At 35.6% G+C, this 13,460-nt stretch carries 12 protein-coding genes; all 12 read right to left on the bottom strand.

Features of this window, described 5'->3' with window-relative positions; translation table 11 throughout:
- Positions 1-8: 8 nt before the first annotated feature.
- A complete protein-coding gene (locus tag G540_RS0104165; RefSeq protein WP_027107030.1) occupies positions 9-314 on the bottom strand; it encodes a YlxQ-related RNA-binding protein in 306 nt (101 codons plus the stop codon).
- Positions 304-603 carry an RNase P modulator RnpM gene (gene rnpM, locus G540_RS0104160; protein WP_027107029.1) on the bottom strand — a complete coding sequence of 100 codons (300 nt, stop codon included), beginning with the start codon at positions 601-603 and terminating at the stop codon, positions 304-306. Before rnpM ends, G540_RS0104165 begins: the two co-directional genes overlap by 11 nt.
- A gap of 20 nt (positions 604-623) precedes the next feature.
- On the bottom strand, positions 624-1,781 hold the full coding sequence (gene nusA, locus G540_RS0104155) for a transcription termination factor NusA (RefSeq protein ID WP_027107028.1): 1,158 nt from the start codon (positions 1,779-1,781) through the stop codon (positions 624-626).
- A 32-nt stretch (positions 1,782-1,813) separates the two neighbouring features.
- Positions 1,814-2,293 carry a ribosome maturation factor RimP gene (rimP, locus tag G540_RS0104150; RefSeq protein ID WP_027107027.1) on the bottom strand — a complete coding sequence of 160 codons (480 nt, stop codon included), beginning with the start codon at positions 2,291-2,293 and terminating at the stop codon, positions 1,814-1,816.
- A gap of 191 nt (positions 2,294-2,484) precedes the next feature.
- Positions 2,485-6,831, bottom strand: coding sequence for a PolC-type DNA polymerase III (locus G540_RS0104140; protein ID WP_027107026.1), 4,347 nt, complete (start codon positions 6,829-6,831; stop codon positions 2,485-2,487).
- Between the two features lie 77 nt (positions 6,832-6,908).
- Positions 6,909-8,618 carry a proline--tRNA ligase gene (locus tag G540_RS0104135; RefSeq protein ID WP_027107025.1) on the bottom strand — a complete coding sequence of 570 codons (1,710 nt, stop codon included), beginning with the start codon at positions 8,616-8,618 and terminating at the stop codon, positions 6,909-6,911.
- Between the two features lie 43 nt (positions 8,619-8,661).
- The gene (gene rseP / locus G540_RS0104130) at positions 8,662-9,939 is read right to left on the bottom strand and encodes an RIP metalloprotease RseP (RefSeq protein ID WP_027107024.1); all 1,278 of its coding nucleotides are present in this window, start codon (positions 9,937-9,939) and stop codon (positions 8,662-8,664) included.
- A gap of 14 nt (positions 9,940-9,953) precedes the next feature.
- Positions 9,954-10,739 (bottom strand): phosphatidate cytidylyltransferase, encoded by a 786-nt coding sequence (locus G540_RS0104125; RefSeq protein ID WP_027107023.1) that lies wholly within the window; start codon positions 10,737-10,739, stop codon positions 9,954-9,956.
- A gap of 2 nt (positions 10,740-10,741) precedes the next feature.
- On the bottom strand, positions 10,742-11,485 hold the full coding sequence (locus G540_RS0104120; RefSeq protein ID WP_051188987.1) for an undecaprenyl pyrophosphate synthase: 744 nt from the start codon (positions 11,483-11,485) through the stop codon (positions 10,742-10,744).
- A 164-nt stretch (positions 11,486-11,649) separates the two neighbouring features.
- Entirely contained in the window at positions 11,650-12,213 is a 564-nt protein-coding gene (gene frr / locus G540_RS0104115) for a ribosome recycling factor (protein ID WP_027107021.1), read from the bottom strand.
- Between the two features lie 3 nt (positions 12,214-12,216).
- Positions 12,217-12,939: a UMP kinase gene (gene pyrH / locus G540_RS0104110; protein ID WP_027107020.1), complete on the bottom strand. Its 723-nt coding sequence runs from the start codon at positions 12,937-12,939 to the stop codon at positions 12,217-12,219.
- Positions 12,940-13,096: 157 nt separating this feature from the next.
- A complete protein-coding gene (gene rplS / locus G540_RS0104105; RefSeq protein WP_027107019.1) occupies positions 13,097-13,453 on the bottom strand; it encodes a 50S ribosomal protein L19 in 357 nt (118 codons plus the stop codon).
- Between the last annotated feature and the right edge of the window lie 7 nt (positions 13,454-13,460).

Raw genomic sequence — 13,460 nt, 5'->3', positions numbered from 1 at the left:
TCCTAATTCTAGGCTTCTAACAATTGCAGCATTTTTTTACTAAAGCCAGCATCATTAACGGCAATCACAGTCCGTGATTGGCCAATCGCAATACTAAGTTCTTGTTTAGTAAATTCTGTAATTATGTTAACAGCATAACTGTCACATTTATTTGAAATTTTCTTCATTGTACTCATTCCACAGTCACTAGCTAAAAGAACAAGACGAGCTTGTCCATTACGAATTTGTTTTAACACAAGTTCTTCACCAGTCACTAATTTGCCTGCTCTTTTGGCAAGCCCTAATAAATTTAATACTTTTTGTCTATTTTCCATTTCCGAATAACTTTGCACGCTCTACTTGGTGATCAACGTATGCAATCAATTCATCATAAAATTCATCTGCTAAAGTAACACCAAAAGCTTTATCGAAAGTTCTTTTTTCTTTAGCTTGTTTGGCAGTTGCTACATTTAAATGAATATATGCGCCCCGTCCTGGTTTTTTACCAGTTGGATCTAAACTAACTTCATTTTGTTTATTTTTCACAATACGAACTAGTTCTTTTTTTGGTTGCATTTCTCCCGTCACAATATCTTTGCGCATGGGAACCTTACGTTGTGCCATAATAGTTAATACCCTCCTAATTACTCGAAATCAATCATATCACTAGCTTCTGTTACTTCTTCAATAACATCCACTGGCATATCATTTTCTAATTCAGTTGTTACTTCTTCTTCAGAAATAACTTCTGTTGGTGCTGCATTCATTTCTGAAACAGGTTTGATATCAATCTTATAACCTGTTAAACGAGCAGCTAAACGTACGTTTTGTCCTTTTTTACCAATTGCTAATGACAATTGATCATTTGGAACATAAACTGTACATGCTTTTTCATTGTTAGCATCAAACACAACTTCAATTACATCAGCTGGATTTAAAGCATTTGCAATAAATGTTGCTGGATCTTGTGACCATTCCACGATATCCATGTTTTCGCCTTTTAATTCATTAACAATCACTTGCACACGTTGACCACGAGGACCAACACATGTACCAACTGGATCTAAATCTGGATTGTTTGAACGAACAGAAACTTTAGCACGATCACCCGCTTCACGAGCGATTGACATAATTTCTACTGTTCCATCATATAATTCTGGTACTTCAGCTTCGAATAAGCGCTTCAATAAATCTTCATGAGCACGACTTACGAAAACTTGTGGACCTTTTGTTTCGTTTTCTACTTGAGAAACATAAACTTTGATGTTTGTTTGTGGTTTGTAGATTTCACCAGGAATTTGGTCTTTACGCATTAAAACAGCTTCTACATTGCCTAAGCTAACGTAAATATTACCATTACGTGAATCTTGACGTTCGATTTCACCAGTTACGATTTCATCTTTGTATTCGATGAATTGGTTATAAATAACTGATCTTTCAGCTTCACGAACACGTTGCATAATAACTTGTTTAGCTGTTTGAGCAGCAATCCGACCAAAGTTAGCTGGAGTAACTTCGAAGTTAATCACATCGCCGACTTCATAAGCTTTGTTGATTGCTAAAGCATCTTCTAAGCTAACTTCCATCAATGGATCAAATACTTGTGTTACAACTTCTTTAACAGCGTAAACATTAATGTTACCTTTTTTGCGATCGAATTCGACTTCAACGTTTTGCGCTTTATCGTAGTTACGTTTGTAAGCAGATACCAATGCTGCTTGTAACGCTTCGATCATAATTTCTTTATCTACACCTTTTTCTGCTTCTAACGCATCTAAGGCTCTTAGTAATTCCTTACTCATAATTTTTTATTTACTCCTTGTGACTATTCTATTTAAAATTTAATGGCTAAACGTGCTTTGGCAATTTTATTCCGTGGAATTGTAATTGTCTTTTTACGTGTTTTATCCATATATTCAAGTGTTAATTCTTCTTCATTAAGGTCAATCAAGTAACCTTCATAAACTTTTTTACCATCAATTTGTTGATATAATGACACATTAATGTAGGCATTATTTTCAAACGCTTTTTGATAATCAGCTTCTTTTTTCAGAGGTCGTTCGGCTCCTGGTGAAGAAACTTCTAAAAAATAAGCTTGTGGAATTGGATCAGGATCACAATTATCAAGTTTTTCACTTAATTGATCGCTAACTAAAGCACATTCCTCAATATTGATACCATGTTCTTTATCAATGAAAAGTCTTAAATACCAGTTCTTACCTTCTTTAACAAATTCCATATCAACTAATTCAAAATTATTTTCGTCCAAAATCGGTCTTACCAATTCTGTAACAGTTTCTACAACACTACTCACAAACTAGCCTCCTCAGCTTTAAAAACTTCAAGTTCTAAAACTTTTTTCTGCTCTTTATATATAAAAAAAGTGAGCATTGCTACTCACTTTTACCGAGCTATCAAATTACATGCTTAATCATAGCACATTTTCATTCCATTTTCAACAAAACGTCCTATAAAAGCCGTTTAGCCTGGAATTTTTACTTTATCTTAAAAGAATCCGTCAAACAAACTTAATTGATTTTGATCTGGTAAACCAGTTAAGACATCATTTTGTGTCATAAAGTCAATAATTGTTTGAGAAACTTTCCCACGTTTAGCGAGATCTTCTTTCGATAAAAATGGTCCTTCTGCCCGTGCCGCAACAATTTGTTTGGCAACGTTGGTTCCTAAACCAGGAATTGAAGAGAATGGCGCAATTAAGGCGTTATCTTCAATTAACCAGTTAGTGGCATCAGATTTTTCTAAATCAACCATCTTAAATTGGAATCCACGTTCTAACATTTCATTCGCTAATTCTAAAACAGTTAATAAGTTCTTTTCTTTCGTAGATGCTTCCATCCCTTTATCTTGGATTTCTTTCATCGCCGCTTTCAAAGTAGCTTTCCCGTTTGCCATAGCAACAACATCAAAATCATCAGCCCGCACTGAGAAATATGCTGCATAATAAATCAATGGTAGATATACCTTGAAATAAGCAATCCGTAACCCCATCATAACGTAGGCTGTGGCGTGAGCTTTCGGGAACATGTACTTGATTTTCAAACAAGCATCAATATACCATTGTGGAACCTCAGCTTTATGCATTTCAGCTTGCCATTCTTCAGGAATTCCTCGTCCTTTACGAACATGTTCCATAATCTTAAATGACAAATCTTCTGGGACACCCATATGAATTAAATCAACCATAATATCATCCCGACAACCAATTACACTTTCGATTGTTACGGTACCATCTTTGATTAAATCAGCGGCATTCCCAATCCACACATCAGTCCCGTGAGAAAGTCCGGAAATCTTCAAGAGTGAAGAATAATTATCAGGATGCGTTTCATCTAACATGCCCCGAACAAAATAAGTCCCGAATTCTGGAACACCTAAAGTCCCCGTTTTCGATTGAATTTGTTCTTCGGTAACACCTAATGCTTCTGTGCCTGAGAACAGTGACATTACACCGGGATCATCCATTGGAATTGATTTTGGATCAATCCCGGATAAATCTTGTAACATCCGAATCATTGTCGGATCATCATGACCTAAAATATCAAGTTTCAAAATATTATCATGAATCGAGTGGAAATCAAAGTGCGTTGTCTTCCAAGCTGCATTTTGATCATCAGCTGGATATTGAATTGGTGTGAAATCATAAATATCCATATACTCGGGAACAACTAAGATCCCAGCCGGGTGTTGTCCGGTTGTCCGTTTAACACCGGTAGATCCTTTAGCGAGGCGATCAATTTCTGCACTTCTAAAATTCAATTCATGATCACGTTCATAAGCCTTCACATAACCATATGCTGTTTTATCAGCAACCGTACCAATGGTTCCGGCCCGATAAACATTATTTTCTCCGAATAAAACTTTCGTATAGTTATGCGCAATTGGTTGATAATCACCCGAAAAGTTCAAATCAATATCGGGAACTTTATCACCTTTGAAACCTAAGAATGTTTCAAAAGGAATATCTTGTCCATCTTTAATTAACTCGATTCCACAGTTAGGACAAACTTCATCCGGTAAATCGTAACCTGAACCATATTCACCATTTTCAAAGAATTTAGAATATTTACATTTTGGACAACGATAATGTGGTGGCAAAGGATTAACTTCTGTAATCCCGGTCATTGTCGCTACAAAACTCGAACCAACCGAACCACGTGACCCAACTAAGTAACCATCTTTATTCGATTTAAAAACTAATTTTTGTGAAATCAAATAAATAACTGAGAAACCATTCCCAATAATAGATGTTAATTCTTTTTCTAAACGAGCTTCCACTAACTCTGGCAACTCATCACCATACCATTCACGTGCTTTATCCATCGATAATTTTCGAATATCATCATCAGCACCCGGCATATTTGGTGTATAAAGTTTATCTTTCAATGGTGTCATTTCTTCCACCATTTCAACTACTTTATTCGGATTATCTACAATGACTTCTTGTGCTAACTCTTCACCTAAAAAGGCTAAATCGTCCATCATTTCATCTGTTGTTCTAAAATGTGCAGCTGGTAATTTTTCTAAACGATTCAAAGGATTTGCCCCACCTTGGGAACTAATCAAAATTTCACGATATTGATGATCTTCAGGATTCAAGTAATGCACATCTCCTGTCGCAACCACCGGAATATCTAATTCATGGCCTAACTGAATCATATTAGTGATAATTTCTTCTAAATCTTTTTCATCTTTAACTAACTCTTGTTCAAATAAAGGTTCATATAATGCTTTGGGTTGAATTTCTAAATAATCATAATAACGTGCTTTTTCTAAAGCTTCATCATAACCTTTTTGCATCATAGCCGTGAAAACTTCACCATTCGCACAAGCCGAACCAACTAACAAACCTTCACGATATTGATCTAACACGGAGCGTGGGATCCTTGGAACACGGTGGAAATAATTAATCATCGATTCAGAAACTAATTTGAAAAGATTTTTCAAACCAGCTTGTGTTTGCGCAATAATTGTAGCGTGAAACGGGTGTTGATTCTTATAAGCATCATTTTCACCAATATGTTCATTAAATTGTGAATGTTTCACAATACCATATTGTTTAGTTGCTTCTTTTAATAAAGCAAAGTAAATAAAACCAGTTGCTTCCGCATCATAAATCGCCCGGTGATGATGTTCTAAATTAACATTGAATTTCTTGGCCAAACGATTCAACCGGAAACTCTTCATTTCTGGATATAAGAAACGTGCTAATGGCAACGTATCAACCCATGGCTCACTAATCAATGGCATTTGATGACGTGCATAACCTGCATTCATGAAATCAACATCGAACGTTGCATTATGCCCAACAATAATTGACCCTTTACAAAATTCTTGGAACATCGTAAAGACTTCTTTTTCACTTTTCGAACCTTTTACCATTTCATCAGTAATACTTGTTAATTTAATGGTTGTTTCCGATAATGGATGACCTGGATCAATAAATTGTTCAAATTTTTCAATAATATTGCCGTTTTGCATTTTTACTGCAGAAAGTTCAATAACTTTATCATAACGTGCCGATAAACCTGTTGTTTCCGTATCAAACACTACATAAGTTGCATCTTTTAAATCAATATCTTGATCGTTATAAGCAATTGGTGTCGCATCATCAACAACATTCGCTTCCACACCATACAAGATTTTCACACCATGTTTTTTACCGGCATTATGTGCATCAGGGAAAGCTTGCAATGTCGCATGATCCGTAATCGCAATCGCTTTATGTCCCCACTCGGCAGCTTGTTTCACATAGTCACCGATATTATTTGTCGCATCCATCATACTCATATTTGAATGAACATGTAATTCAGAGCGTTTCCGATCGGCAGGTGCTGTATCTTCTCTTTTAGCATGGCTCACTTGATTAATATCATAAGCCATCACTGCTAAATCACGTAAATAGTTATCTTCTTGCACACTACCACGAACCTTGATCCAATCACCTACTGCTAATTTTTCAAACATCGCTTCATCTGTTTCGTTATTAGAAAATTTCTTCACTACAAAAGATGAGCTATAGTCCGTAATTTTCAAAGTAATAATCTTGCGCCCTGAACGTAAATCGCGGACTTCTTTATCAAAAACATAACCTTCAATAATAACTGATTTTTCTTCTTCATTGATGGTGGCCATTTGGCGAACGGGATGTTTATCATCAATTTTCTTCCCTAACTGCACCGGACCATCAACTTGCGGCAATGTTTTTGTTTGAGAACGGACTTGTCGTTGTTCATTTTGTTTTTTAATAGAGGCAATTGCTTTTTGAGCTAATTCTGCATCACTTTTTTCTTTTTGAGCTTGGTATTCATTCATGACTGCTTGGCTCTTTTGCGTATCAATCGCTGGTTTAATCGTAAACTGTGGGAAACCGGCTTTTTGATATTGTTGTTCAATTGGTTGCACGGCTTGGTTCACTAAAAAGCTTTGAATTGCTTGATTTTCAACTAATAATTCGACTTTATCACCTTGTAATGTTGGTACACGACTTTGACAAAGTTGTTGCACTAACGGTGATTTCACACCACAGTTCAAGACGGCCCAACGCCAATATTCCGCTAAATTTTGATTTGTCACAACTGGTTGTTGCGTTTGAATCTGAATATTAGTATGCGCAATATATGAAAAAGCTTGCTGCACCATTTGCGTAAATTGCAAATAAACTTGGAATGGTAAGATTTCTGGTAATACTATTTGAAAATTCCAGGTCTTTTGAGTTGGATTAACTTGCACATTTTTAATTTGCGCCGCATTAAATAAGTCCCGTGTTTCATCTTGTGGCCAATTAATTTGATCTAAAAGAATCTGAAATTTTCCTTTTGCATCGACTCCCATACCTTAAATCTCCTTTCACACAAAATTAAAAGCTGAAATAACTCATTTATTCCAGCTCTTAATTGTTTTATTTTGTTTTATTTAACGTTCTTGAAAAGAATTGCTAAAGTTTCGTTTAAAGCTTCTTTTTGAACTTCTACTGTTTCACCAGTTGCACGTAGTTTAATTTCTACAATACCTTCAGCAGCTTTTTTACCAACTGTAATTCGAACAGGAAGTCCGATTAAATCAGCTTCCGCAAATTTTACGCCGGCACGTTCTTTACGATCGTCAATTAAAACTTTATAACCTGCATCTTGTAATTCAGCTGTAATTTCTTCAGCTAATTCTTTTTGTTCTGCATTCTTAACATTAACAGGAACAACATGAACATCAAATGGTGCCATAGCACGAGGCCAGATAATACCATTTTCATCATTGTTTTGTTCGATAATTGCTGATAAGAGACGAGAAACACCAATTCCGTAACAACCCATCTTCATTGGTACTTGACGACCATTTTCATCTAAAACGTTCGCTTTCATACTTTCTGAATAACGTGTTCCTAATTGGAAGATATGACCAATTTCAATCCCACGAGCAAATTGTAATTCACCCTTACCTTCAGGATCTAAATCACCAACTTGAACTGTTCTTAAATCAGCAAATTGATCAACTGTAAAGTCACGGTCTAAGTTCACATTACGTAAGTGGTGGCCACTTTCGTTCGCACCAACGATAAAGTTCACCATACCTTGTACATCAAGGTCAGCAATAATTGGCATTTTTTCAGGAACAGCAACTGGTCCAACTGAACCAAAGTCAGAGCCCATTAATGTCACAGCTTCTTCATCAGTTGCTGGACGAACTTCATTAGCACCTAATAAGTTCTTAACTTTAACTTCGTTAACTTCAGCATTACCTTGCATTAAGATTAAGACTGGTTTTTCATCAGCCATCATTAATAAAGTTTTTACGATGCCTTCTGGTGCAACATCGAAGAATTCAGCAACTTCATCGATACTTTTCACACCTGGTGTTGCCACTTTTTCTAAATCTTGCATTGTTTCGTGAGATTGTTTGTTTTCACGGAAGTTTTTCGCCATTTCAAGGTTAGCAGCGTAATCACTTTCGTTTGAGTAAACAATTGTATCTTCACCAATTTCGGCCATTGCCATAAATTCTTTTGATGTATTACCACCCATCGCACCAGAATCAGCAATAATTCCACGGAAATCTAAACCACAACGTTTGAAGATGTTTTCGTAAGCTTTTTCAACTTGACGATATGTTTCATCTAAAGATTCATCGTTAATATGGAAAGAATAACCATCTTCCATTAAGAATTCACGACCACGTAATAAACCATAACGAGGACGGTTTTCATCACGATATTTCATTTGAATTTGATATAAATTCAATGGTAATTTTTTATAAGATTTAATTGCATCACGCACAATAGTTGTCATTGTTTCTTCGTGAGTTGGTCCTAAGATAAAGTCACGTTCATGACGATCTTTTAATTTGTATAATTCTGGACCATATGTGGCATAACGACCAGATTCTTCCCATAATTCAGCTGGGATAATTCCTGGTACTAACATTTCCACGGCGTCAATTTTTTCCATTTCATCACGGATAATTGCTTCGATATTTTTTAAAACTTTAAATGAAAGTGGTAAGTATGCATAGACACCAGCTGTAACTTGCTTAATATAACCTGCACGTAACATTAATTGGTGGCTAATTGCCTCTGCATCACTTGGTACTTCTTTTAATGTTGGGATCAACATTCTTGATTGTTTCATAAAAATTTAACTTCCCTTCTCTATCAATCACTCGATTTTTATTTTATCTAAAGAAAAAACGTTGAATATCATTCCAAGTTACTAATACCATCAATAATAACAAGAAACCAAAACCAATTAAAGTGATTAATCCTTCTTTTTCTGGATCAATTGGTTTTTTACGAATTCCTTCAATAATGTTTAATAAGATTTTACCACCATCCAAGGCTGGAATTGGTAGTAAATTGAAAATTCCTAAATTTACTGATAAAACGGCCATTAAATTAATTACCGTTAAGACACCATAACGTGCTGCTTCTGATGTATATGAATAAATCGCCACTGGTCCGCCTAAATCATTCAAGCTAAAACCACCAGATAACATCTTCCATAAAGCGGCAAATGTCATCACAACAATATTCCAAGTATTCACGAAACCATAAGCTATCATGTCTAAAATCGAATCATTAACTTTAACTTTCGTTGTAATCCCGATTTGGCCACGTTTTTTATCTTTATCTTTAACAATTTTTGGTACTAAATTCACTTTAAATTCTTGCTTGTGACGTTTAACCGTCAAAGTGATCCGATCACCACCACGCTCGCTAATCGCATCAACTAACTTCATCCAAGTATCTGTCTTCTCGCCATCAACTGCAATAATTTGATCATTTTTTTGCAGACCAGCTTTTTGCGCAACAGAATTTTCTTGTACCGAACCTAAAGTATTAGTTGGTGTTTTCACCCCACCTTGTAAAAAGGCCACTAACATAAAGGCTACAATCGCTAAAATAAAGTTATTCATAGCTCCCGCAAAATTAGTCATAATCCGTTGCGGAACAGTCGCAGATTGGACTTGCACATCAAGCGGTGCAATTTGTAATTCAGTCCCATCTTTTTCAATGATTAAAGCATCATGATCCACAGCAAAACGTTGTAATTTTTCAACGTCACCATTGACATAACCTTCAATCCAGAGTTCTTTTTCTAAATCCCAATTAGTAACTTCTAAAGGTAACCCTTGCATCATCGTTACTTTTTGACTTGTATTAATTTTTTTAACACAATTTTGTTCATTCATAATCAAGCTCACAGGCTGCCCTTGTTGCAAGCTTTCGCTATCATCTTCCATACCGGCCATGCGCACATAACCACCTAAAGGAAGAATTCGAATTGTATAAGTCGTACTATTTTTATGATAGGCAAAGATTTTTGGACCCATCCCAATCGAAAATTCACGCACTAAAATACCTGATTTTTTCGCAAAATAATAATGACCAAATTCATGCACAAAGACTAAAATCCCAAAAACGATTATAAATGTAATAATGGTTTTTATCATTTATTCTTCCTTTCTTAAAAAATTCCAAGGAAGTGCATTACTGGTAAAACAAGTAATAATGAATCAAAACGATCTAAAATCCCACCATGTCCTGGTAAAATTTGACCAGAATCTTTCACGCCAAAATGACGTTTCAAAGCAGATTCAATTAAGTCACCTAATTGACCAGCAATTGAGAAAATAACTGTTAAACCAATCATAATTCCTAAAGAATATCTTTGTGGGAAGAAGTATAAGTAAATACCTGCCACAATCACCGCAACTAATGTCCCGCCAATTGAGCCTTCCCATGTTTTATTAGGACTAACATGCGGTGCTAATTTATTCCGGCCGATTTTGCGCCCAATCATATAAGCACCTGTATCAGTCATCCAAACCACAATAAATGCATAGAACATTGTGGATAAACCAACACTTCGCGCCACTAACATATAGTGGAATCCTAACCCAATATATAATGCACCTAAAATCAATGATCCGGCATCTTCAAATGAAAAACGGTTTTTTGAAAAAACAGTCCAAATTAAAAGACACAACATAAAGATTGTAAATCCAGTCCAACCAATTGGTGATTTTGCTGTAAAGTGCATAAATCCGATTGGGAATAATAAACAAAGTCCGGCTAAAAATGTAAAGATGGCTTCTGGTGAAATCAATAATTTCTTCTTCATCGTAATAATTTCTGAAATTCCAATTAAACCTAAAACGACACCTAAAATATTAAAAGCCCATCCTCCATAAATTAAAATCGGAATAAAGACGATTAAAGCAATCACAGCTGTTATAACACGTTGTTTCATGACTATTTATTCTCCTTTTTAAGCCCGCCAAAACGTCGATCTCGGTTTTGGAACGCAATAATATTTCGCACTAATTCTACACCATTATAATCCGGCCAATAAACATCCGTAAATAATAGCTCACTATAAGCAATTTGCCAGAGTAAAAAATTCGAAATTCGCTCTTCACCACTGGTCCGAATTAATAATTCTGGATCTTGATAAGGTGCTAAAGAATTTGTCATTAAATATTCAGCTACAGTTTCTTCATTAATCGCTTCAACTGCTAATTCATTATTTTGAACAGCTGTTGCCATCTTTTGCATGGCAGTCACCATTTCAGCGCGACTTCCATAATTTAAAGCAAAATTTAAAACCATACCATCATTGTCAGCCGTTTTATCAATAGCATCCAAGACAGCTTTTTGTGTTTTTTCAGGTAATTGTTCAATATAACCAATCACATTCACACGGACATTATTTTCAATTAGTTCCGGGACAAATTTATCGAAGAATTTAATCGGTAAATCCATCAAAAAGTTAACTTCTTGATCCGGTCGTTTCCAATTTTCAGTTGAAAAAGCATATAAAGTTAAGACTTTGACACCTAAGTCACTCGCAACTTTTGTAATTTTCTTAACTGTTTCCATCCCTTGTTTATGACCAGCGACTCTTGGTAAGTGTCTCTTTTGCGCCCAACGGCCATTTCCGTCCATAATAATCGCAATATGGTGCGGAATTCGATTTGGATCTAAGTTATCCATCATTTCAGGATTAATTTGTGTTTCAATTTTTTTCTTAAACACACGTCCACCTCCATTGCATCACTCTTAATTATATCAAAAAAAAGAGAAACGAGACAAAGCTTCAGCAAAAAAAGTAAAAAAATTACTTTTTACTGATATTGTCTCGTTCATTACGTTCTTTTTAATTAACCTTCAAGAATTTCTTCTTCTTTTGTAGCTGTTAATTTATCAATGTTTTTAATTGATGCATCAGTAACTTTTTGTGCTTGATCTTCTAAAGTACGTAATTCGTCTTCTGTAATTTCGCCATCTTTTTCAGAAGATTTTAAAGCATCCATCATATCACGACGAATGTTACGAACTGCGATTTTAGCATTTTCAGCACGTGAGTGAACATCTTTAGCGATTTCTTTACGACGTTCTTCTGTTAATTGTGGTACAACTAAACGAATCACGGAACCATCGTTAACTGGTGAAATACCAATATCAGAAGCTAAGATTGAACGTTCAACATCTTGTAATGATGATTTGTCATATGGTGAAATTAATAACACACGTGCTTCTGGAACAGAAATTTGTGCTAATTGGTTTAATGGTGTTGGTGCACCATAGTAATCAACCATGATTCGGTTTAATAAGCTAGCGTTAGCACGACCAGCACGAATATTACCTAATTCGCGTTGATATGCTTCTTCTGTTTTTGTCATACGTTCTTGATTTTCTTTGATAATTTCATTATTGATTCTCATTATTTATTTCCCCTCTACAGTTGTTCCGATATTTTCGCCTTCGATAACTTTTTGGATATTTCCACGTTCGTTCATATTGAAGACAACTAACGGAATATCGTTATCCATTGAAAGTGATGAAGCTGTTGTATCCATAACTTGTAAACCTTTATTAATAACTTCCATGTGTGTTAAATGATCATATTTAACCGCATTTTCGTCTTTACGTGGATCAGCAGAGTAAACACCATCAACACCATTTTTAGCCATTAAAATAACGTCAGCATTGATTTCTGAAGCACGTAAGGCAGCTGTTGTATCTGTGGAGAAGTAAGGTGATCCTGTTCCCCCAGCAAAAATAACAATCCGACCTTTTTCTAAATGACGCATTGCTTTACGACGAATATATGGTTCAGCAACTTGACGCATTTCAATCGCTGTTTGTACACGAGTTGGGACGCCAATTGTTTCTAAGTTATCTTGCAAAGCTAAGGCATTCATAACTGTTCCAAGCATACCAATATAGTCAGCTTGTGCTCTTTCCATACCCATTTGTTCGCCAGATTGGCCACGCCACATATTACCGCCACCAACAACGATTGCGATTTGGACACCTAAGTCATAAACTTCTTTAATTTCTTCAGCAACTTTTCTGATTTCTGGTGGTTTAATACCGATTCCTGCATCACCAGCTAGCGCTTCACCACTTAATTTAATAAGTACGCGCTGATATTTAATTTCAGACATGTTTGTCCTCCTACATTTACCATTTTTAAATGGCACTATTTGTTTTCATTTTATCATATATTTCTCGATAAAAAAATAGACCACTTTTTAAATTTTATTTATAAAAAAACCACCTGTCGTAAAACACGACAAGTGGCTTTGATATTTAGTAACTGGATTAGTTACGACGTCTTTCAGCGATACGAGCTGATTTACCATGACGATCACGTAAGTAGTATAACTTAGCACGACGTACACGACCTTGGCGCATAACTTCGATCTTTTCAACACGTGGTGAGTGTACAGGGAATGTACGTTCAACACCAACACCGTTACTGATCTTACGAACTGTATAAGTTTCGCTGATTCCTTCACCGCGGCGTTTGATAACAACACCTTCGAATAATTGGACACGTTCACGTTTACCTTCAACGATTAAAGCGTGCACACGTACTGTATCACCAGGACGGAAGTCTGGGATATCACTACGTAATTGTGATTCTGTGATTTTTGAAATTAATGGATTTACTGACATTTTTTTC

Source organism: Ligilactobacillus ceti DSM 22408 (genome assembly GCF_000423245.1).
Taxonomy (GTDB): domain Bacteria; phylum Bacillota; class Bacilli; order Lactobacillales; family Lactobacillaceae; genus Ligilactobacillus; species Ligilactobacillus ceti.
This window is presented reverse-complemented; position numbering and strand designations above follow the sequence as displayed.